Annotated in this window: 19 protein-coding genes; 11 read left to right on the top strand and 8 right to left on the bottom strand. The window is 66.0% G+C overall.

All coding sequences use genetic code 11. The features are described 5' to 3' along the window. The first annotated feature begins 188 nt into the window (after positions 1-188). From dapE to ROH8110_RS08505, 6 genes are all read left to right on the top strand, one after another. Entirely contained in the window at positions 189-1,343 is a 1,155-nt protein-coding gene (dapE, locus tag ROH8110_RS08530; protein ID WP_085817339.1) for a succinyl-diaminopimelate desuccinylase, read from the top strand. After that, positions 1,340-1,792 carry a GNAT family N-acetyltransferase gene (locus ROH8110_RS08525; RefSeq protein ID WP_085817338.1) on the top strand — a complete coding sequence of 151 codons (453 nt, stop codon included), beginning with the start codon at positions 1,340-1,342 and terminating at the stop codon, positions 1,790-1,792. The genes dapE and ROH8110_RS08525 overlap by 4 nt, the downstream gene beginning before the upstream one ends. Next, positions 1,792-2,367 carry a TIGR04282 family arsenosugar biosynthesis glycosyltransferase gene (locus ROH8110_RS08520; RefSeq protein ID WP_085817812.1) on the top strand — a complete coding sequence of 192 codons (576 nt, stop codon included), beginning with the start codon at positions 1,792-1,794 and terminating at the stop codon, positions 2,365-2,367. The genes ROH8110_RS08525 and ROH8110_RS08520 overlap by 1 nt, the downstream gene beginning before the upstream one ends. A gap of 144 nt (positions 2,368-2,511) precedes the next feature. Next, positions 2,512-4,773 (top strand): ribonuclease R, encoded by a 2,262-nt coding sequence (gene rnr, locus ROH8110_RS08515; RefSeq protein ID WP_085817337.1) that lies wholly within the window; start codon positions 2,512-2,514, stop codon positions 4,771-4,773. Between the two features lie 130 nt (positions 4,774-4,903). Then, positions 4,904-6,265 (top strand): lytic murein transglycosylase, encoded by a 1,362-nt coding sequence (locus ROH8110_RS08510; RefSeq protein WP_085817336.1) that lies wholly within the window; start codon positions 4,904-4,906, stop codon positions 6,263-6,265. Positions 6,266-6,320: 55 nt separating this feature from the next. Continuing rightward, the gene (locus ROH8110_RS08505; protein ID WP_085817335.1) at positions 6,321-7,223 is read left to right on the top strand and encodes a DMT family transporter; all 903 of its coding nucleotides are present in this window, start codon (positions 6,321-6,323) and stop codon (positions 7,221-7,223) included. 33 nt (positions 7,224-7,256) lie between these two features. On the opposite strand, the gene choV is transcribed toward ROH8110_RS08505, so the two are convergent. From choV to ROH8110_RS08485, 4 genes are all read right to left on the bottom strand, one after another. Next, positions 7,257-8,279, bottom strand: a complete 1,023-nt coding sequence (choV, locus tag ROH8110_RS08500) for a choline ABC transporter ATP-binding protein (RefSeq protein ID WP_085817334.1) — start codon at positions 8,277-8,279, stop codon at positions 7,257-7,259. Next, positions 8,276-9,313, bottom strand: coding sequence for a choline ABC transporter permease subunit (gene choW / locus ROH8110_RS08495; protein WP_085817333.1), 1,038 nt, complete (start codon positions 9,311-9,313; stop codon positions 8,276-8,278). The genes choV and choW overlap by 4 nt, the downstream gene beginning before the upstream one ends. A gap of 75 nt (positions 9,314-9,388) precedes the next feature. Beyond that, positions 9,389-10,321: a choline ABC transporter substrate-binding protein gene (gene choX, locus ROH8110_RS08490; protein WP_085817332.1), complete on the bottom strand. Its 933-nt coding sequence runs from the start codon at positions 10,319-10,321 to the stop codon at positions 9,389-9,391. Between the two features lie 120 nt (positions 10,322-10,441). Then, positions 10,442-11,995 (bottom strand): ABC transporter substrate-binding protein, encoded by a 1,554-nt coding sequence (locus ROH8110_RS08485; RefSeq protein ID WP_085817331.1) that lies wholly within the window; start codon positions 11,993-11,995, stop codon positions 10,442-10,444. Positions 11,996-12,309: 314 nt separating this feature from the next. On the opposite strand from ROH8110_RS08485, the gene betI reads away from it, so the two are divergent. The 5 genes from betI (at position 12,310) to ROH8110_RS08460 (ending at position 17,927) form a co-directional block, all read left to right on the top strand. Then, a complete protein-coding gene (gene betI / locus ROH8110_RS08480) occupies positions 12,310-12,879 on the top strand; it encodes a transcriptional regulator BetI (RefSeq protein WP_085817811.1) in 570 nt (189 codons plus the stop codon). Continuing rightward, positions 12,876-14,393: a choline-sulfatase gene (betC, locus tag ROH8110_RS08475; RefSeq protein WP_085817330.1), complete on the top strand. Its 1,518-nt coding sequence runs from the start codon at positions 12,876-12,878 to the stop codon at positions 14,391-14,393. The genes betI and betC overlap by 4 nt, the downstream gene beginning before the upstream one ends. A 39-nt stretch (positions 14,394-14,432) precedes the next feature. Next, positions 14,433-15,893: a betaine-aldehyde dehydrogenase gene (betB, locus tag ROH8110_RS08470; protein WP_085817329.1), complete on the top strand. Its 1,461-nt coding sequence runs from the start codon at positions 14,433-14,435 to the stop codon at positions 15,891-15,893. A gap of 26 nt (positions 15,894-15,919) precedes the next feature. Then, a complete protein-coding gene (gene betA, locus ROH8110_RS08465; RefSeq protein ID WP_085817328.1) occupies positions 15,920-17,578 on the top strand; it encodes a choline dehydrogenase in 1,659 nt (552 codons plus the stop codon). A 112-nt stretch (positions 17,579-17,690) separates the two neighbouring features. Continuing rightward, positions 17,691-17,927 (top strand): HP1242/YdcH family protein, encoded by a 237-nt coding sequence (locus tag ROH8110_RS08460; RefSeq protein ID WP_085817327.1) that lies wholly within the window; start codon positions 17,691-17,693, stop codon positions 17,925-17,927. A 77-nt stretch (positions 17,928-18,004) separates the two neighbouring features. On the opposite strand, the gene ROH8110_RS08455 is transcribed toward ROH8110_RS08460, so the two are convergent. The 4 genes from ROH8110_RS08455 to ROH8110_RS08440 all read right to left on the bottom strand — a co-directional run bounded on the left by ROH8110_RS08455 (position 18,005) and on the right by ROH8110_RS08440 (position 22,003). Beyond that, positions 18,005-19,411: a helix-turn-helix domain-containing protein gene (locus tag ROH8110_RS08455; RefSeq protein ID WP_085817326.1), complete on the bottom strand. Its 1,407-nt coding sequence runs from the start codon at positions 19,409-19,411 to the stop codon at positions 18,005-18,007. A 99-nt stretch (positions 19,412-19,510) separates the two neighbouring features. Then, positions 19,511-20,002 carry a hypothetical protein gene (locus ROH8110_RS08450; protein ID WP_085817325.1) on the bottom strand — a complete coding sequence of 164 codons (492 nt, stop codon included), beginning with the start codon at positions 20,000-20,002 and terminating at the stop codon, positions 19,511-19,513. After that, entirely contained in the window at positions 19,999-20,481 is a 483-nt protein-coding gene (locus tag ROH8110_RS08445; protein ID WP_085817324.1) for an RNA pyrophosphohydrolase, read from the bottom strand. The genes ROH8110_RS08450 and ROH8110_RS08445 overlap by 4 nt, the downstream gene beginning before the upstream one ends. Positions 20,482-20,662: 181 nt before the next feature. Next, entirely contained in the window at positions 20,663-22,003 is a 1,341-nt protein-coding gene (locus ROH8110_RS08440; RefSeq protein ID WP_085817323.1) for a S41 family peptidase, read from the bottom strand. Between the last annotated feature and the right edge of the window lies 1 nt (position 22,004).

Here is a 22,004-nt window from a genome sequence, read left to right as displayed (position 1 = left end):
ATCGCGGGCCTATTGCGGCCCTGCTGAATTTTACCCTGCCTCGGGTCGTTATTATTGTTTTCTTTCTAGCAGATCGCTTACGTCTTGTTAACCAAATTCGGACCAATACCTGCGCGTGCGACATTTGCGCTTTGACGCGAAGCGCGCTAGGCGATGGAAAACCCCCGAACAGGACTTTGTGAGACGCCATGAAAAAGCCGATTGTCGATCCCGTCCAGCTGACCGCCGACCTGGTGCGCTGCCCTTCGGTCACGCCGCGCGAGGGCGGCGCGATCACGCTTCTCGAAACGCTGCTGAGCGACGCGGGCTTCGCCTGCACCCGCATCGAGAGGGGCGGGGTCTCCAACCTGTTCGCGCGCTGGGGCAACAAGGGCGCCGCCCGGAGCTTTGGCTTCAACGGCCATACCGATGTGGTGCCGGTCGGTGACGAGGCGGCCTGGAGCCTGCCGCCCTTCGGCGCCGAAGAGAAGGATGGCAAGCTCTGGGGGCGCGGCGCGACCGACATGAAGTCGGGGGTCGCGGCCTTCGTCGCGGCGGCGATCGATCATGTGACCCATACGCCGCCCGAGGACGGCGCGGTGATCGTGACCATCACCGGCGACGAGGAGGGCGATGCCGAGGACGGCACCAGCGCGATCCTCGACTGGATGGCCGAAGAAGGCGAGCGCATGGATGTCTGCGTGGTCGGCGAGCCGACCTGCCCCGAGACCCTGGGCGACATGATCAAGATCGGGCGGCGCGGGTCGATGACGGCGTGGTTCACCATCACCGGCAAGCAGGGCCATTCCGCCTATCCGCATCGCGCCTGCAACCCGATGCCCGCGATGGCACGGCTGATGGACCGCCTGTCGAGCCGCCAGCTGGACGAGGGCACCGAGCATTTCGACCCTTCGACGCTGGCCGTGGTGACCATCGACACCGGCAACGCGGCGAGCAACGTCATTCCCGCGCAGACCCGCGCGGCGGTGAATATCCGCTTCAACGACGCCCATGACAGCGACAGCCTGATCCGCTGGATGCAGGAAGAGCTGGACCGGGTCGCCGGGGAGTTCGGCATCAGCGGCGACATGAAGGTCAAGGTTTCGGGCGAGAGTTTCCTGACGCCGCCGGGGCCGCTTTCGGAGCTGGTCGCCAGCGCGGTCGAGGCCGAGACCGGCGTGATGCCGGTGCTGTCGACCACGGGCGGCACCTCGGATGCGCGCTTCGTCAAGGATCACTGCCCGGTGGTGGAATTCGGGCTGGTGGGCAAGACCATGCACCAGGTCGACGAGCATGTCGAACTGGCGCTGATCCCGCGCCTGCGCGATATCTATGGCCGCATCCTGAGAGATTATTTCGCGTGACGGACGGGGCGGCGGCGCAGGGCGGCGGAAGGCTCGAGATCGGCCCGACCGGCGATCTGGAGACCTGCCTTGCGCTGCGCCGCCGCGTCTTTATCGAGGAGCAGGGCGTCAGCGAGGCCGACGAGCAGGACGGGCGCGACGGCGCGGCGCAGCATCTTCTGGCAAGGCTGGATGGCCGCCCGGTGGGCTGCGCGCGCATCCTGCTCAGGGGCGAGAGCGCCAAGATCGGCCGGGTCTGCGTGCTGCCGGGCGCGCGCGGCGCGGGGCTTGGCGCGGCGCTGATCGGCGCCTGCCTCGATCACCTGCGGGGTCAGGCGGGGGTGACGCGCGCGGTGCTGGGCGCGCAGACCCATGCGCTGGGCTTTTACGAGCGCCTGGGCTTTGTCGCCTTCGGGGAACCCTATATGGATGCGGGCATCCCCCATCGTGACATGGAGCGGCATCTGTGATCCGCCGCCGGCTGGTCGTCATGCTCAAGGAGCCGCGACCGGGGCGGGTCAAGACGCGGCTGGGGCGCGAGATCGGGATGGTGCCTGCCGCCTGGTGGTTTCGCCACCAGGTCGCCGCCCTTCTGCGCCGCGTCGAGGATCCGCGCTGGCAGGTGGTGCTGGCCGTGTCGCCCGACCGTGCCGGGCTGCAAAGCCGGGTCTGGCCCGCGCATCTGGCGCGCGTGGCGCAGGGCGGCGGCAACCTTGGCGACCGGATGGGGCGCATCCTGCGCCAACTGCCGCCCGGCCCGGTCTGTATCGTCGGCGCGGATATTCCCGGCATCCGGCGGGCGCATGTGGCGCGCGCCTTTGGTTGTCTTGGCGCGCATGACGCGGTCTTTGGTCCGGCGCCCGACGGAGGATTCTGGCTGGTGGGGATGAAGCGCGTCGCACCGCCGCCGCCGGGTCTGTTCGAGGGGGTGCGCTGGTCAGGCGAACATGCGCTGAGCGACAGTATTGCAAGCCTTGGCGGGCGGGCGCGGGTGGCGATGTGCGATGCCTTGGCCGATGTGGATCGCGCCGCGGACCTCAGGTGATGGGGGCGCTGCCCCCGTCGCCGCAGGCGGCGACTCCCCCGAGGTATTTCCGGCCAGATGAAGCTGTGGGGAAAGCCGCCAGCAGGGGGCGGGCGGGCCTATTCCTGCGTGGCAAGCCGCCGGCATTCGTGCTAGGCGGAGATCATGAGCCAGATGCCCAGCAAAGATGAGATCCTTCAGTGGATTTCCGACAACCCCACCCTGACCTCGAAGCGCGATATCGCCAAGGCTTTCGGGATCAAGGGGGCAGCGCGAATCGATCTCAAGCGGATCCTGAAGGAGCTTGAGGAAGAGGGGCATCTGGAGAAGCGCAAGAAGACCTATCGCGATCCCGAAAAGCTGCCGCCCGTAAGCGTGTTGCAGGTGTCAGGGCAGACCTCGGATGGCGAATTGCTGGCGCGGCCGCTGGAATGGCAGGGCGAGGGCGTGGAGCCGGTGGTTCTGCTCTTGCCGCGCGCCAGCGATCCGGCGCTGGGCGAGGGCGATCGCATCCTGGCGCGTCTTCAGGAAGTGAAGGGCGAGGCGCATCACTACGAGGCGCGGCTGATCCGGCGGATCGGCGCCAATCCCCGCAAGGTGCTGGGGATCTTCCGCAAGCGCGAGGAGGGCGGACGGATCGTGCCGATCGACAAGGGCGACGGCAAGGAATGGCATGTGCCACCCGACGCCACGGGCGGTGCCAGGGATGGCGAGCTGGTCGAGGCCGAGCAATCCGGCCCCAAGGGCCGCATGGGCCTGCCGCGCGCCCGTATCCTGGACCGGCTGGGCGACCCTTCGGCGCCCAAGGCGGTGTCGCTGATCGCGATTCACCAGCATGGCATTCCGGACGATTTCCCCGATCCGGTGATCGCCGAGGCCGACAGCATGAAGCCCGCGGGCCTGAAGGGGCGCGAGGACATGCGCGAGCTGCCGCTGGTCACCATCGATCCCTCTGATGCGCGCGACCATGACGATGCGGTCTGGGCGCATGAGGATGACGATCCGCGCAACGAGGGCGGGCACGTGATCTGGGTGGCGATTGCCGATGTCGCCCATTACGTCACGCCCGGCAGCGCGCTGGACGGCGAGGCGCGCAAGCGCGGCAATTCCAGCTATTTCCCCGACCGGGTCGTGCCGATGCTGCCCGACCGGCTGTCGGGCGACCTGTGCAGCCTGCATGAGGGTGTTCCGCGCGCCTGTATCGCCGTGCGTATGCAGATCGACGCGCATGGCGAGAAGATCGCCCATCGTTTCGTGCGCGGGCTGATGCGGTCGGCGGCATCGCTGAATTACCAGCAGGTGCAGGCGGCGATGGACGGCGCGCCCGACGACGCCTGCGGCCCGCTGATGGACGAGGTGATCCGCCCGCTTTACGCCGCCTACGCGGCGCTTGAGGCGGCGCGCAAGCGGCGCCAGCCGCTGAACCTGGACCTGCCCGAGCGCAAGGTGGTGCTGAGCGACGAGGGCAAGGTCCTGTCGGTCAATTTCACCGAGCGTCTGGATGCCCACAAGCTGATCGAGGAATTCATGGTGCTGGCCAATGTGGCCGCCGCCGAGACCCTGATCGCCAAGAAATCGCCGCTGCTTTTCCGCGTCCATGAGGAGCCGTCGCCCGAGAAGCTGGAAACGCTGCGCGACGTGGCGGAAACCGCCGGGCTGAAGCTGGCCAAGGGGCAGGTCCTGAAGACGGCGCATCTCAATGCGCTGCTCAATGCGGCGCAGGATACGGATCATTCCGAAGTCATCAACATGTCGACCCTGCGGGCCATGACGCAGGCCTATTATGCGCCCAGCAATTTCGGGCATTTCGGGCTGGCGCTTCAGGCTTATGCGCATTTCACCTCGCCGATCCGGCGCTATGCGGACCTGGTGGTGCATCGCGCGCTGATCTCGGCGCATGGCTGGGGCGATGACGGGCTGAAGCCGGCCGAGATCGAGCGGCTGGAGGGCACGGCGCAGCATATCTCGGAGACCGAGCGGCGTTCGATGACCGCCGAGCGCGACACGAATGACCGCTATCTTGCCGCGTTCCTGTCGGAGCGCGTGGGCGAGGAATTCACCGGTCGCATCAGCGGTGTCGCGAAGTTCGGCGCTTTCGTGCGGCTGGACGAGACCGGGGCGGACGGGTTGATCCCGGTGCGCAGCCTGGGGCGCGAGTTTTTCCATTTCGACCGCGACGCGGGCACTTTGATGGGCTCGGACACGGGGCTGACCATCGCGCTGGGCCAGCAGGTCACGGTGAAGATTTCCGAGGTGGTGCCGGTCAGTGGCGGGATCGCGCTGGAACTGGTCAGCATCGAGGGCGAGAGCCTGCCGCGCGGTCCGTCACGCGGGCGCGGGCGCGGCCAGCCGCCAAGGCGCAAGCAGGTCAAGGCCAAGCGCAAGGCCGACAAGATCAAGCGCAAGGTGAAGCGCAGCCGGAGCTGAACCGCAACCGGCGGCTGCGGCGGGACATCGGCGAATCCTTGCGGCGGGCATGCAAGTTTCTTTCGATTCAGCCGCAATCGCGCTATCATTACGGAAAATAATGACCGGACAACAAACACGGGGTCGAGCAATGCGTATCCATGTCCTAGTGGCTGCCCTGGCAGGTGCCGTGATCGGCCTGCCTGCAGGCGCATCGCCGCTTGAAACCTCACTCAGACCGCAACCGCGACCGGGGGGGCAGGCAGAGCTTGTTTCGGTGGCGGCCACCGCCGCGATTGCGCGTGACGGGCTGGCGCGCAGCCTGCGGCCAGTGCTGCGGCCCGACGATCTGTCATCGGGGGGCGAGGCGGTGCGTGTGGCTGCCTCCAACAGCGGGTTTGACCGCTGGATCCAGGGCTTTCGCGGCAGGGCGCTGGCGCAGGGGATCAGCCCGCGGGTGTTCGACGCCGCCTTTCAGGGCGCGCGCTACAATAGCGGTGTGATCGAGAAGGATCGCAACCAGTCGGAATTCACGCGCCAGATCTGGGATTACCTCGACAGCGCGGCGAGCCCGGTGCGGGTGAGCAACGGACAGGCGGCGTTGCGCCGTCACGGGCGGACGCTGGAGCGGATCGAGCGTCATTACGGTGTCGAAAAGGAGGTCGTTGCGGCGATCTGGGGGCTGGAAAGCGCCTATGGCGAGCGGCGCGGGGACATTCCGCTGATCGAGGCGCTGGCGACGCTGTCATTCGACGGGCGGCGCGGCGCGTTCTTTGAAAAGCAGTTGATCGCGGCGCTCAAGATCATCCAGTCGGGCGATGTCACCCCGCGCGACATGAAGGGGTCCTGGGCCGGGGCGATGGGGCACACCCAGTTCATTCCCACGTCCTACCTGGCGTATGCGGTGGATTTCACCGGCGACGGCAAGCGCGACATCTGGTCGGAGGACCCGACCGACGCGCTGGCCTCGACGGCGGCCTATCTCAAGCGGTTCGGCTGGACCAAGGGGCAGCCCTGGGGCGTCGAAGTGCGCCTGCCGCGCGGGTTTCCCCATGCTGTGGCGCGGCGCGACAACCGCAAGATGCCGTCGCAATGGGCGGCGGAGGGCGTGCGCGACATGAATGGCAAGCCGGTGCCCGATTACGGTCGCGCCTCGATCCTGCTGCCGGCGGGAGCCGAGGGCGCTGCCTTCATGATCTTCGACAATTTCGCGGTGATCGAACGGTATAATCAGGCCGATGCCTATGTGATCGGCGTCGGGCATCTTTCGGATCGGCTCAGGGGTGGTCCCGAGATTCAGGCCAGCTGGCCACGCGGTTACAAGCCCCTGTCCTTCAAGGAAAAACAGGAGATGCAGCGGCATCTGGTCCGGGCCGGTTTCCCGCTCGAGAAGATCGACGGGATCATCGGGCCGAACACGATCGACGCGATCAGGGGGTTTCAGAATGCCATCGGGGTGACGCCCGACGGCTTCCCGTCACAGACCCTGCTGGCGCATTTGCGCAAACGCTGAAACGCATTTTTGAAACCTGCTCGACATTCCCTCGGGCGGGGACTTAAATGCGCGCATGGAGACATATTCGGCTCGCCCCGGTTGGGGGATTTTCTGGATGGTCGTGACCGGTATCTGTTTTGTCTCGGTCACCGCCCTTGTAAAACTTCTCGGCACTCGAATCCCCGCCACCGAGGCGGCCTTCTTGCGCTATCTGCTGGGGCTCGTGTTCCTGGCTCCGTTCATCCTGCAACTGTTCCGCACCCGGTTCGACCGGCGCGCGTGGGCGCTGTTCGCAGGGCGCGGTATCGCCCATTCGGTGGCGGTGGTGCTGTGGTTCTTCGCGATGGCGCGCATTCCCATCGCGGATGTGACGGCGATGAACTACCTCTCGCCGGTCTATGTGACCCTGGGCGCGGCGCTGTTCCTGGGCGAGCGGCTTGCATTGCGCCGGGTGGCGGCGGTGATCGCGGCGCTGGTGGGCGCGCTGATCATCCTGCGACCGGGTTTCCGCGAGGTCGGCGCGGGACATATCGCGATGCTGGTGGCGGCGGTGTTTTTCGGGGCGTCCTATCTTCTGGCCAAGCGGGCCTCGGCGATGACCAGCCCCGGTATCGTGGTGGCGATGTTGTCTCTGTCGGTCACGCTGGGCCTGGCGCCGCTGGCGGCGCGGGTCTGGGTGACGCCGACGCTGTATGAGCTGGCGATCCTGTCGGCGGTGGCGCTGGTCGCCACTGGGGCGCATTACGCGATGACGCTGGCGTTCCGCGCCGCCCCGCTGACGGTGACGCAGCCGGTCACGTTCCTGCAACTGGTCTGGGCGGTCCTTCTGGGCGCGGTCTTCTTTGATGAGGGGGTGGATGTGTTCGTGGTGCTGGGTGGTATGGTCATCGTCTGCGCGATCAGCTTCATCAGCTGGCGCGAGGCGGTGGTGCGCCGCCGCGCGGTAACACCGCCGGTGTCAGCAACGAAGTTCTGAGCCACCGGCCTTTCGCCGCCGCCCCGCGCCGGATCAGCAGCGCGGGTCGAGGATTTTCGCCAGGATCCGATTGCGGGTGATCTGACCCAGAAGCTTGCCATCCGCGACCACGCCGACCGGGGCGTCATGGCCCTGGCTGGCCTCCATCACCTCGCGGATGGTGGCATCGGGGCCGACGGTGCGGTCCGGGGTGCCTTCGGCGGGTTCGACGATGTCGCGCGCGCACAGCACCCCGAGCGGGTTCATATGGGCGACGAATTCGGCGACGTAATCGGTGGCCGGATTGGTGAAGATGTCCTGCGGGGTGCCGCATTGCACGATCCGCCCGCCTTCCATGATCGCGATCCGGTCGCCCAGCTTGAACGCCTCGTCAAGGTCGTGGCTGACGAAGATGATCGTGCGGTTCAAGGTCTTCTGAAGGTCCAGAAGCGCATCCTGAAGATGCGTGCGGATCAGCGGATCGAGCGCCGAGAAGGGTTCGTCCATCAGCAGGATCGGGGCTTCGGTCGCGAAGGCGCGGGCCAGCCCCACGCGCTGCTGCATCCCGCCCGAAAGCTCGCCCACCAGCGCGTCGGCGCGATCCGAGAGGCCGACAAGATCGAGCTGCTGATCGACCCGTGCGCTGCGTTCGGCGCGGCCCATCCCGTCAAGTTCGAGGCCCAGCCCGACATTGCCCCGCACGCTGCGCCAGGGCAGCAGGCCGAATTGCTGGAACACCATCGCGATCTTCTTGCGCCGCAGGTGGCGCAGGGTGGCGGCATTGGCATGGGTCGCCGACACCATGCTTTCGCCGTCATCGACGCGCACCTCGCCGCGGATCACCGGGTTGAGCCCGTTCACCGCGCGCAAAAGTGTGGATTTGCCCGAGCCCGACAGGCCCATCAGCACCAGGATTTCGCCATGCTCGACGGTGAGCGAGCAGTCATGCACACCCAGCACCTGGCCGGTGCGGCTCTGGATTTCGGCCCGCTCGAGGCCCTCGTCCATCAGCGGCAGGGCCTGTTTGGGTGCATCGCCGAAGACGATGGAGACATTGTCGAATTCAACCGCGCTCATTTCCGGTCCACCCTCAGCAGGCGGTCAAGGATGATCGCGACGATCACGATCACCAGCCCGCTTTCGAATCCCTTGGCCGTATCGACCGTGTTGAGCGCGCGCACCACCGGCACGCCCAGACCGTCGGCGCCCACAAGCGCCGCGATCACCACCATCGAGAGCGACAGCATGATCGTCTGGTTGAGGCCGGTCATGATCTGGGGCAGGGCCGATGGCAGTTCGACCTTCCAGAGTTTCTGTCGCGGCGTGGCGCCGAAGGCGTCGGCGGCCTCGAGCAGCGATTGGGGCGTCGAGACGATGCCGAGCTGCGTGAGGCGGATCGGGGCGGGTATGACGAAGATCACCGTCGCCACCAGCCCCGGCACCATGCCGATGCCGAAGAACACGATCGCCGGGATAAGGTAGACGAAGGTCGGCAGCGTCTGCATGAGGTCCAGCACCGGGCGCATCCAGGCATAGAGCCGCGGACGATGCGCGGCGGCGATGCCGACCGGCACGCCGATGGCCATGCACACGACACAGGCCGAGAGCACGAGGCTCAGGCTTTCGGCGGTTTCCTCCCAATAGCCCTGATCGAGTACGAACAGGAAGCCGACCGCGACCAGCGCCGCAATGCCCAGCTTGCGGTGCAGCGCATAGGCCAGCGCGGTCACCAGCGCGACGATCACGAAAGGATGGGTGGTCTCGTTCCAGGCGCCGAAATAGGGCTCGAACCCGCGCCCCTGCAACCAGTTCACACCGGGCGGGCGCATCATCAGCGCCAGCAGCAGGTCGATGAAGGCCTCGGTCCAGTCCGAGAAGCCGTCAAGAAAGGTGTCCGCCCCGTCGCGGATATAGTCGAAACCGCGGCTGGCGGTCTGGCCGACGGGCAGTTTCTCGTCGCTCCAGCCCAACAGCCGCGCCGGCAGCCAGGTGACGAAGAACCAGAGCGCCGGTCCAAGCCACAGCACGAAATCAAGCAGCGCCGTCAGGCACCACAGGATCGCGGCACCGATGGCCAGCACCGCATCGAGAAGACCTTGGATGAATCCCATCACCGGTACCGTCGCGCCGGGCGGTGGCGGCAGCAGCGCATCAATCGCGCTGCCGTCAGCGCCCTGGCGTGCGCCTCAGAGCCCGAGCGCGGATTTGACCGCCTCGGCCGCGTCGCCACCGTCGCGGGTGGTCACGCCATCGAGCCAGCCCATCACCACGTCGGGGTTCTTGGCCATCCATGCGCGCGCGGCGTCGTCGGGCTCTTGCCCGTCATCGAGGATCGCGCCCATGATCTCGTTTTCCATCGCCAGGGTGAATTCGAGATTGTTGAGGAAGGCACCGAGGTTCGGGCAGCTTTCGGCAAAGCCCGCGCTCGTGTTGGTATGCACGGTTGCGCCGCCAAGATTGGGGCCGAACCAGTCGTCGCCGCCCTCAAGATAGGTAAGGTCGAAATTGGCGTTCATCGGGTGGGGTTCCCAGCCGAGGAAAACGATCGGCTCGTCGCGGTCCGATGCGCGCCCGACCTGGGCCAGCATCCCGGCTTCCGAGCTTTCGACCACCTCGAAATCCGCATCGCCAAGGCCGAAGGCATTGTCGGCGATCATGTCCATGATCAGGCGGTTGCCATCGTTGCCCGGCTCGATCCCGTAGATCTTGCCGTCCAGCGCCTCGGCATGGCCGGCGATGTCGGCGAAATTGCCGATCCCCAGACCGGCGCCGGCTGCATTGGTGGCCAGCGTGTATTTCGCGCCTTCAAGGTTGACGCGCAGCGAGTCGACACTGCCGTCCTCGCGATAGGGCGCGATATCGGCCTCCATCGTGGGCATCCAGTTGCCCAGGAACACATCCACATCGCCATTGGCCAGCGAGGTGTAGGTGACGGGCACCGACAGCACCTTGATGTCGGTCTCATAGCCCAGCGCCTCGAGCACGGTTGTCGTGGCGGCGGTGGTGGCGGTGATGTCGGTCCAGCCCACGTCCGAGAACACGACGGTGTCGCAATCGGCAAGGGCCGGGGCGGCCGCAGCGGTCAGCGCGGCGGCAGTCAGGGTCATCTTGAGTTTCATGGCATCTCTCCCCTTTTCAGGTCGTTTCGTGTTTGGCGAAAGCCAGCGCCGGTGCGATCATGTCCGCACCGGCGCCGGTTGTTCACGTCAGGCAGGTTTCACGCGAAACCCGGTGGCGGCTCAGGCGAACCACCAGCGCTCCATCCAGCGCTCGCCGTCCATCTCCCAGTTCGACGCCATCTCGCCATGGACGACCTTGTCGGACTTCGCCGAGACGTAGTTGGCGAACATCGGAATGATCACGCCGCCCTGGTTGCCGACGAGATCCTGCATTTCGTAATACATCTCGCGGCGCTTGTCTTCGTCGAGTTCGGCGCGGGCCTTGACCAGCAGTTCGTCGAAACGGTCGTTGCACCAGAAGCTGTCGTTCCAGGACGCACCGCACTGATAGGCGGTGGCGAACATCTGGTCTTCGACGGGGCGTCCGCCCCAATAGACCGCGGTGAAGGGTTCCTTCATCCAGACATCCGACCAGTAGCCGTCCTTGGGCGCGCGGTTGACCTTGAGGTCGATCCCGGCCTCCTTGGCCGAGTTCTGGAACAGCACGCCGGCATCGACCGCGCCCGAGAAGGCCGCATCCGAGGTATGCAGCGTCACCGACAGGCTGTCGAGACCGGCTTCCTTCAGGTACCACTTGGCCTTGTCCGGGTCATAGGCCTTCTGTTCCATTTCGCCGTTATGGAAGCGCTGCCCTTCGCCGATGGGATGGTCATTGCCGACCGAACCGTAACCGAACAGGATCTTTTCGACCATTTCCTCGCGGTTGATCGCGTATTTCAGGGCCTGGCGGACGTTGTTGTCGGTGAAGGGGTCCTTGTTGGTGGACATCGCGAATGTGTAGTGCTGCGTGCCTGCCACGGATTCGACCTCGACGCCGGGCTTGCGGCCCAGAAGGCCCGCGGCCTTGAGATCGACCCGGTCGATGGCATGGACATCGCCGGAAACCAGCGCCGTGGTGCGGGCGTTCTGATCGACGATGCACAGCAACTCGCAGCTGTCGAACCAGGCCACGTCATCGCGCCAATGGTTCGGATTACGCTCGAACGACGAGATCACGCCGGGCTGGAAATCCTTGAGCAGGTAGCTGCCGCAGCCATTGCCCGACTTCCAGTCGATCCCGTCATCCGAGGCGGGGCAGATCACCAGGTGATAGTCGCTGAGGATGAAGGGGAAGTCGGCGTTGCCGCCCGACAGTTTGAACACGACCGTGTCGTCGCCCTCGATCGACATATCATCGATCGGTGCCACGATCGGCCCTGCGGCGGATGTGGAATCCTCGCCGCGGTGATGGTTGATCGAGGCGACCACATCCTCGGGGGTGAGGCTCTTGCCGTCGTGGAAGGTCACACCCTTGCGCAGCTTGAAGCGCCATTCGCTGGCGTCTTCCGAGGCTTCCCAGCTTTCGGCCAGCTCGGGCACGAGCGAGCCGTCGGTGGCGACCTCGGTCAGGCGGCCATGCACGGCGAAACCAAGCGCCAGCATGTAGCCGTTTTCCCACTGGCCCGGGTTCAGCGTATCGGTGGTCTGGCCGTGGCCCTTGGCCACGCGCAGGTGCCCGCCGCGCTTGGGTGCGGCCCAGGCCCCGCCGAGCGGCAGTGTCGCGGCGACCGCGCCCGCTGCCGTGGTCTTCAGAAATCCGCGGCGATCAAGCATTCCGCCTTTGATAAGTGACATCGTGGTTCTCTCCCTGTGTCGTTTCGATTCGTGCTTCCCTGCAGGTCCCCGGCGTCGCGCCACGCGTTGGTGGGCGCGCCATGCCCTGCCGGAAAGAGACGCCTTTGCCCGACCGTGTTCTGCACGGTTCCGGAAGCGACATTTCCCATACGTTTCCGACGTTAGTATGTCGGTGACATGAAGCGCAACGTGATTGTTGGGTGTTCGGGGTCTTGGGGGAATTCCTTCGTGGTTTTTATTGATTGACGAGTCAATTAAACACGAATAGGCCAGTCTGACAACAGCCAAGGATGAAGACGTTGCCCAAGGTCGGAATGGAACCGATACGCCGCTCGGCGCTGGTCGAGGCGACCATCCACGAGATCGGCGCCTGCGGCTCTCTGGATGTGACGGTCAGCCAGATCGCGCGCCGCGCCGGCATGTCGAGCGCCCTGGCGCATCACTATTTTGGCTCCAAGGAACAAATTTTCGCCGCCGCGATGCGCCATATCCTGACGATCTACGGTGCCGAAGTGCGCGGCGCCCTGGTCATGGCAGCAAGTCCGCGCGCCCGGATCGAGGCCGTGATCCGCGCCAGTTTCGGCCCCGCGCAGTTCCGCACCGAGATGGTCTCGGCCTGGCTCAATTTCTACGTCCAGGCGCAGAAATCCGACGAGGCGCGCCGCCTGCTGCATATCTACCAGCGCCGGTTGCGCTCGAATCTGCACCACGCGATTCGCCAGATCGCGCCGCGTCAGGCTGCGGTGCTGACGCGCGGTCTCGCGGCGATGATCGACGGGCTCTACATCCGCCAGGCCCTGCGCGCCGAACCGCTGGAACCCGAGCGCGCGATCGACGTGCTGCTGCATTACCTTGACACCACACTGGAGGCCGAGACGCGATGACCAAGACGCCCAACATCCTGATCCTGATGGTCGACCAGCTCAACGGCACGCTGTTTCCCGACGGTCCGGCCGAATGGCTTCATGCGCCCAACCTGCGCGCGCTGGCGCAGCGCTCGACCCGCTTTGCCAATGCCTATACCGCCAGCCCGCTTTGCGCGCCGGGGCGGGCCAGCTACATGTCGGGGCTGCTGCCCTCGCGCAGCCGGGTTTATGACAATGCCGCCGAGTTCAGCGCCGATATTCCCACCTATGCGCATCACCTGCGCCGCGCCGGTTATCAGACCTGCCTGTCGGGCAAGATGCATTTCGTCGGCCCCGACCAGATGCACGGGTTCGAGGAACGCCTGACCACCGATATCTACCCCGCCGATTTCGGCTGGACGCCGGATTACCGCAAGCCGGGCGAGCGGATCGACTGGTGGTATCACAACCTCGGCTCGGTGACGGGTGCCGGGGTGGCCGAGATTTCCAACCAGATGGAATATGACGACGAGGTCGCCTATCACGCCACCCGCAAGATCTATGACCTGGGGCGCGGCCATGACGCGCGGCCCTGGTGCCTGACGGTCAGCTTCACCCATCCCCACGACCCCTATGTGGCGCGGCGCAAATACTGGGATCTCTACGAGGATTGCGCGCATCTCGAACCCGAGGTGCCGGCGATGGCCTACGAGGATCACGATCCCCACTCGAAGCGCATCTTCGATGCCAATGACTGGCGCTCTTTCGACATCACCCGCGAGGACATCCGCCGCGCGCGGCGCGCCTATTTCGCCAATATCTCCTATCTCGACGACAAGATCGGCCAGATCATGGAGGCGCTCGAGGGCACCCGTCAGCACGAGGACACGATCGTGCTGTTCGTGTCGGATCATGGCGACATGCTGGGCGAGCGGGGGTTGTGGTTCAAGATGTCCTTCTACGAGGGCTCGTCGCGGGTGCCGCTGATGATCTCCGCGCCGGGGATGGCGCCGGGGCGGATCGCCGACCCGGTCAGCAATATCGATGTGTGCCCCACCCTTTGCGATCTGGCGGGCGTCTCGATGGACGAGGTCGCGCCCTGGACCGAGGGCCAGTCGCTTGTTCCCCTCGGACAGGGGGTCGCGCGCAGCGCGCCGGTCGCGATGGAATACGCCGCGGAGGCCTCTTACGCGCCGCTCGTCTGCCTGCGCGAAGGGCGCTGGAAATTCACCCGCTGCGCGCTCGATCCCGACCAGTTGTTCGATCTCGAGGCCGACCCGCATGAGCTGAACGATCTGGCGGCGGACCCGGCCCATGCCGATACGCTGGCGCATTTCGACGCGATGGCGCGGGCGCGCTGGGATCTCGCGGCCTTCGACGCCCAGGTGCGCGAAAGTCAGGCGCGCCGATGGGTGGTCTACGAGGCGCTGCGCAAGGGTGGCTATTACCCCTGGGATTACCAGCCGCTGCAGAAGGCCAGTGAACGCTACATGCGCAATCACATGGATCTCAACATGGTCGAGGAAAACCAGCGGTTCCCGCGCGGGGAATAGCCGCTTCATCTTGCCCGAAATACTCCCGCCGGAGGCGTCATGACCTATCCGACCCAACCCGAGGCCAGCCATTTCGTGAATGGCCGCTACCTTGAAGATACCGCCGGTGCGGCGATGGAGGTGATCTATCCCGCCACCGGCGAGGTGATCGCAACCCTGCATGAAGCCACGCCCGACGTGATCGAACAGGCGCTGACAGGGGCGCAGGCGGCGCAGGCGGAATGGGCGCGCCTTTCGGGGATGGAACGCGGCCGGGTGCTGCGCCGCGCGGCCGATATCATGCGCGCGCGCAACCGCGAACTCTCGGTCCTGGAAACCCGCGACACCGGCAAGCCCCTGCAGGAAACGCTGGTCGCCGACGCCACCAGCGGCGCCGATGCGCTGGAGTATTTCGGCGGGCTGGCGGGCAGCCTGACCGGCGAGCACGTGATGCTGCCGGGTGGCGACTGGGGCTATGCGATCCGCGAGCCCCTGGGCGTCTGCGTCGGGCTGGGGGCCTGGAACTATCCCACGCAGATCGCCTGCTGGAAGGCGGCACCGGCGCTGGCCTGCGGCAATGCGATGGTGTTCAAACCCTCCGAGACCACGCCGCTTTCGGCGCTGAAACTGGCCGAGATCCTGCTTGAGGCGGGCGCGCCTGCGGGCCTTTTCAACGTGGTGCAGGGCGCGGGCGATGTCGGCGGGCCGCTGGTTACGGATGCGCGCGTCGCCAAGGTGTCGCTGACGGGTTCGGCGGCGACCGGGCGCAAGGTCTATGCCGCCGCGGCGGCGGGGATGAAGCACGTCACGATGGAACTGGGCGGGAAGTCACCACTGATCGTGTTCGACGACGCCAGCATCGAGGATGCGGTCTCGGGCGCGATCCTGGGCAATTTCTATTCCTCGGGCCAGGTCTGTTCCAACGGCACGCGGGTCTTCGTGCATCGCAGCGTTGCCCCGAAGTTCCTCGAACGCCTGAGTGCGCGCGTCGCCAACGCGGTGATCGGCGATCCGCTGGACGAGGCCACCAATTTCGGTCCGATGGTCAGCGAGGCGCAGTTGCGTATCGTCCTTGGCTATATCGAAAAGGGTGTGGCCGACGGCGCGCGGCTGGTTTGCGGCGGCAGGCGGATCGACCGCCCCGGCGCCTGGATCGAACCCACCGTCTTTGCCGATGTGCGCGACGACATGACCATCGCGCGCGAAGAGATCTTCGGCCCGGTGCTGAGCGTGCTGGAATTCGACGACGAGGACGAGGTGATCGCGCGCGCCAATGCCAGCGAATACGGCCTGTCGGCAGGAGTCTATACGCGCGATTTGCAACGTGGCCACCGGGTGATTGGGCGGTTGCGCGCAGGCAGTTGTTTCATCAACTCCTACAATGACGCGCCGGTCGAACTGCCCTTTGGCGGGGTCAAGGCCTCGGGCGTGGGGCGCGAGAATTCCAAGGCCGCCATCGCGCATTATTCACAGCTCAAATCCGTCTATGTCCGCATGGGCGAAACCGAAGCACCGTTCTGAACCGGTGCGCCGGAAAGGAAATAGAAATGGAAGCGGATTACGTCATCGTCGGAGCGGGCAGCGCGGGTTGCGCGATGGCCTATCGCCTGGCCGAGGCGGGGCGGTCGGTGCTGGTCATCGAACATGGCGGGACCGATGCGGGGCCGTTCATCCAGATGCCGGGTGCGCTTTCCTATCCGATGAACATGCGCCGCTATGACTGGGGCTATCGCACCGAACCCGAGCCGCATCTGGGTGGTCGGCGGCTGGCCTGTCCGCGCGGCAAGGTGATCGGCGGCTCGAGCAGCATCAACGGCATGGTCTATGTGCGCGGCCATGCCCGCGATTTCGACCATTGGCGCGACCAGGGCGCCGAGGGCTGGGGCTATGGCGATGTGCTGCCCTATTTCAAGCGCATGGAAAACTGGCACGACGGCGGCCATGGCGGCGATCCTGAATGGCGCGGCCATGACGGGCCGCTGCATGTGTCGCGCGGAAAGATGGCGAATCCGCTGACGCGCGCCTTTGTCGCCGCGGGCGGGCAGGCGGGCTACCAGCTGACGGATGATTACAACGGCGAGCAGCAAGAAGGCTTCGGCCCCTTCGAGATGACCGTCTGGCAGGGGCGGCGCTGGTCGGCGGCAAGCGCCTATCTGCGCCCGGCGCTCAAGCACGCGCATTGCGACCTGCTGCGCGCGCTGGTGCAGAAGGTGGTGATCGAGGAGGGCCGCGCCGTTGGCGTCGAGATCCTGCGCAAGGGGCAGCGCGTGGTCGTGCGCGCACGTGCCGAGGTGATCCTTGCGGCCTCGTCTATCAATTCGCCCAAGCTGTTGATGCTGTCGGGCATTGGCCCGGCGGCCCATCTGGCCGAGCATGGCATCGACGTGCTGGCCGACCGCCCCGGCGTGGGCGCGAACCTTCAGGACCATCTGGAGCTTTACATCCAGATGGCCGCCAGCCAGCCGGTCAGCCTCTACAAATACTGGAATCTCTGGGGCAAGGCCTGGGTCGGGGCGAACTGGCTGTTTCGCCGCCAGGGGCCGGGCACGTCGAACCAGTTTGAGAGCTGCGGTTTCGTGCGCTCGGCGCCGGGGGTGGACTATCCCGATGTCCAGTTCCATTTCCTGCCCATCGCCGTGCGTTATGACGGGCAGGCCGCGGCCGAGGGGCATGGTTTCCAGGCGCATGTCGGCCCGATGCGCAGCGAGTCGCGCGGCACGATCACCCTGCGCAGCGCCGATCCCGGCGACGATCCGGTGATCCGGTTCAACTACATGAGCGAAGACAGCGACTGGCGCGATTTTCGCACCTGCATCCGCCTCACCCGCGAGATTTTCGCGCAGGACGCCTTCAAGCCGTTTTCGCGCCACGAGATCCAGCCCGGCGCGGCGGTGCAAAGCGATGCCGAGCTCGACGATTTCATCCGCGAACATGCGGAAAGCGCCTATCACCCCTGCGGCACCTGCCGGATGGGGCGGGCCGACGACCCCGGCGCGGTGGTCGACAGCGAGGCGCGGGTGATCGGGGTCGAGGGGTTGCGCGTTGCCGACAGCAGCATTTTCCCGCGCATCACCAATGGCAATCTCAATGCCCCCTCGATCATGGTGGGTGAAAAGGTGGCGGATCATGTCCTTGGGGCGACGCCGCTGCCGACCGAGAACGTCCAGCCCTGGATGCATCCCGACTGGCAACAGGCGCAACGGTGACAACGGGGTCAGTAAACAGCGCAGAGACGCGCGCGGCTTGATCCGTGTCAAGGCCGGCGCGCGGTGCGGCCCTTAGCGTAGCTTGGCACCATTGAAGGAGGAAACCGCACCAATGTCACACACGCCCCATGAACTGCACGAGGAATTCCCTGACAAGGCCGAGGAAATCTCGCGCCTCAAGAAGAGCGATGCCCATTTCGCCCGTCTCGCCGAGGAGTATCACGAGCTGAACCGCAAGGTTCACCGCACCGAAACCAATGTCGAGCCGGTCGAGGACCTGATCGCGGTCGAGATGCGCAAGCAGCGCGCCGTGCTCAAGGACGAAATCTACAAGATCCTGTCGTCCTGAGAGGCCGGAAAGGCGAATGACAAAGCAGGGGCGTGCGGGCCGACCGCGCGCCCCTGTCCGATTCTGGCGTCAGCCGGTCAGCCGACCCTGTAGGGCAGGACGTCGCGCTCGTCGGGTGTGACCTGCAGGCGCCGTTCCAGCGGCGGCACCGAGCGCTGGTGACAGGCGGTGCGCTCGCAGATCCGGCAGGAGATGCCGATCGGCTCGAAGGCGCGGCTGTTGGTCAGGTCCAGATCGTCCGCATAGACCAGCGCGTCGGCATGTTTCACCTCGCAGCCAAGCGCGATGGCAAAGCGGCGCACCGGGGCGCCGAAACTGCCGCCCGCCTTGCTGACATCGCGCGCCAGGCTGATATAGCGCACGCCGTCCGGGGTTTCGGCCAGCTGGCGCAGGAACCGCCCCGGCGTCTCGAAGGCGCGATGCACGTTCCACAGCGGGCAGGCCCCGCCGAACCGTGCGAATTGCAGCCGCGTGGCGGAGTGGCGCTTGGTGATGGTCCCGGCCTGATCGACCCGCACGAAAAAGAACGGAATCCCCTTCGCACCGGGACGTTGCAGGGTCGACAGCCGGTGGCAGACCTGCTCGATCGAGGCCCCGAACCGGTTGGCGAGGATTTCCAGATCGTGGCGGGTCTCCTGCGCGGCCGCAAGGAAGGCGCCATAGGGCATCAGCGCTGCGCCCGCGAAATAATTCGCCAGCCCGATCTTGGCGATGGCGCGCGCCGCGTCGGACTGAAACCGCGCCAGATCGAGCGTCGCCTCCAGCAACTGATCCTGCGTCAGCAGCGCCAGTTGCAGCAGCATCTGGAAGGTCCGCGTTTCGGGTTCCGAACGCGACGATAGCGTCAGGACCCGGTTATCGCGGTCGAAATGGCGCAGCTTGCCATTGTCCGCATGTGCCACGCTGACCCCGAGACTGGCCAGCTTGTCGAGCGCGATCTCGCGTGCACCGCGCGCCGCACCCTCGCCCGTGGGGCGGGCGAAACGCTCGGCGGCGTGATCGACCGCGTCGATATAGTTGTCGCAGTAATGAAAGAAGTCGCGCACTTCGTCCCAGGGGCTGGGCTGGGTGCGGGAATCCTCGCGCCCCAGGGCCTCGTCAAGGCTGGCCAGCCGCTCGTGGGTCTGGCGATAGGCGCTGTGCAGTTCCAAGAAGGCACGCGCCAGCGCCGGGGCGTTCGAGGCGGTCAGCCGCAGGTCCGCCAGCGGCGGCGCATCGTCGCCGAACACCGGATCGGCCAGCGCCTCGCGCATGTCGCTGACCATGCGTTCGGCATCCCCGGTGCTGAGCTCGGTCACGTCAAAGCCGAATTCCTGCGCCAGAGCCAGAACGACCGTGGTGCTGACCGGACGGTTGTTGTTCTCCATCTGGTTCAGATAGGGCAGCGAGATCCCCAGCTTGATCGCGAAATCCTTCTGGGTCAGGCCGAGCCGCTGGCGCGTCTCGCGCAGCTTGGCTCCGGCATAGAGCTTTTGCGTCGGCATGGGCGGAATCCCGGCTTTGCAGGTTTGCGTTCCGGGAAGATTATGTTTGCAAACCCGGTTGCGCAAGCGCGCTCTGACCGCACGCGCCGCCGTCTCTGTTCAGCGCAAGGGCGCAGGGTCGCACGGCCCGCCGTCAAAGCATTCCTGCACCCGTTCCAGCGTTTCGGGCGACGGCTCGGGAAAGCCGAAACCGCCGCAGGGGTTGATCGTCAGCCGATAGCCATCCGCGCGCCGCTCGAGAAACGCCAGATATTCGGTCCCCGGCACCGCACCGGCGCACCAGGGGCCAAAACACTGGGCGTTGAGCGTGATCGCGCGGTCGAAATCCATGACGAACCCGTCATGCGACAGCGCCTTGCCCGTCATCCTTGCCGGGATCAGCGTATCGGGCGGCACCTCGTGCTGGCGGCTCATGTCGACCTTGGGCAGGGCGGAGGCGTCGAATTCGAGAACCCCATGCACCACGATATACGCTTCCTCTGCGCGCGCGGCCTCGTCATAGCTGCGCGCGATGTCGTGGGGCAGGCAGCTCAGCGCGAAGGTAGGCGCGCCAAGCCCCGCCAGCAGCGCAAGAACCAGCGCGCGGATCACAGCTTGTCCCCGAATTCGGCCAGCACCTGCTCATAGACGGCGCGTTTGAAGGGCACGATATTGGCCACCAGATCGGCCGGGTCCATCCAGCGCCATTCCGAGAATTCGGGATGTTCGGTGGCGATGTTCACATCCGTGTCGCGCCCCAGAAAGCGCATGAGGAACCATTTCTGTTCCTGCCCGCGAAACCGGCCCTTCCAGATGCGCGGCACAAGGTCATGGGGCAGCTCGTAAGGCACCCATTCGCTTGTCTCGGCCTCGATGCGGACAAGATCGGGGGTGAGGCCCGTTTCCTCCCGGAGTTCGCGCAGCGCCGCCTCGCGCGGGGCTTCGCCCGCGTCGATACCGCCCTGCGGCATCTGCCATGCGCTTGTGTCGCGGTCGATCCTTTGGCCGACGAAAACATGCCCGTCCGGATTGGCCAGCATCACGCCGACACAGGGGCGATAGGGCAGTCGGGCGATCTCGTCGGGGGTCATCGGCGCGGCCTTTGCGGGCTGGAAACAGGTTGGCGACAGTCTTGCGGCGGCGCCGGGCGAAGGTCAACCGGCTGCGCCCGCCAAGCGGTGCCGGGGGCAAAAGAAAACCGCCCGCCGGAATATGGCGGACGGTTTCGATCCGGTGGCCGCACCGCCCGCGCAAGGCGGGGCGGCGGGGCGGTTACTTCTGCAGCGGCGCGCCGCTCAGCGTGGTAAAGCCCTTGAGGATGTCGATCGCATAGGCGAGCTGGTAGTCCTCCTCGCGCAGCTTGGCCGCGGCTTCGGCGCGGGCGCGCTCCTCTTCGATCTGGCGCACCTCGTCCTCGGACAGGCTGTCATTGTCCAGCCGTCCGCGCAGATCCGCCTCGAAGCGCGCGCGCGGTGTCTGCTCTTCGCTTTCCTCGGTCTCGGGCGCGCGGCGCGGTTGCGTGACCACGATGTCGGGAGACACGCCCAGCGCCTGGATCGAGCGGCCCGACGGCGTGTAATACCGCGCCGTGGTCAGGCGCATCGCGCCATCCCCGCGCAGCGGCATCACGGTCTGGACAGACCCCTTGCCGAAGCTCTTGGTGCCCACCACGATGGCGCGGTGATGATCCTGCAACGCGCCCGCGACGATCTCGGATGCCGAGGCCGAGCCGCCATTGATCAGCACCACGATCGGCTTGCCGCCGGTCAGGTCGCCGGGCGTGGCGTTGAAACGCTCGCCCTCTTCGGGGTTGCGGCCACGGGTGCTGACGATCTCGCCCTTGTCGAGGAAGGCATCCGAGACCTTGATCGCCTGGGTCAGAAGGCCGCCGGGATTGTTGCGCAGGTCCAGAACGATCCCGTCGACATTCTCAAGTCCGCCCGCGGCCTCGGCCTGTTCCTCGAGGCCGCTCTTGAGGTTCTTCGAGGTCTGGTCGTTGAAGGTCGTGACCCTGAGCACGATGGCGTTCTGTTCGGTGCGCGCGCGCACCGCAGTAAGCTTGATCGTGTCGCGGATGATGGAGACGTCAAAGGGTTCGGCTTCGCCCTCGCGCACGACGGTGATGAGGATCTCGCTGCCCACCGGGCCGCGCATCAGGTCGACCGCCTCGTCGAGGGTCAGGCCCAGAACGCTTTCGCCGTCGACATGGGTGATGAAATCGCCCGCCTCGATCCCGGCATTGTCGGCCGGCGTGCCGTCGATCGGCGAGACCACCTTGACGAAGCCCTCTTCCTGCGTGACCTCGATGCCCAAGCCGCCGAATTCACCGCGGGTCTGGACCCGCATGTCGGCGGCATCGTCGGGCGACATGTAGCTGGAATGCGGATCCAGCGATGTCAGCATGCCGTTGATCGCGGCCTTGATCAGTTCGGATTCGTCGACATCCTCGACATATTGCGAGCGGATCCTCTCGAAGATGTCGCCGAACAGGTCAAGCTGCTCATAGACGTTCGAGGGGCGTGATTCCTGCGCCAGAAGCGGGGCGGCCACCTGTGTGGTCACGATGATTCCGGTCAGGGTTCCGGCGGCTGCTGCCATCAGGAATTTCTTCATC

Source organism: Roseovarius halotolerans (genome assembly GCF_900172255.1).
Taxonomy (GTDB): domain Bacteria; phylum Pseudomonadota; class Alphaproteobacteria; order Rhodobacterales; family Rhodobacteraceae; genus Roseovarius; species Roseovarius halotolerans.
The sequence above is the reverse complement of the archived record's forward strand: the minus strand, read 5'-3'. Positions and strand labels throughout refer to the sequence as shown.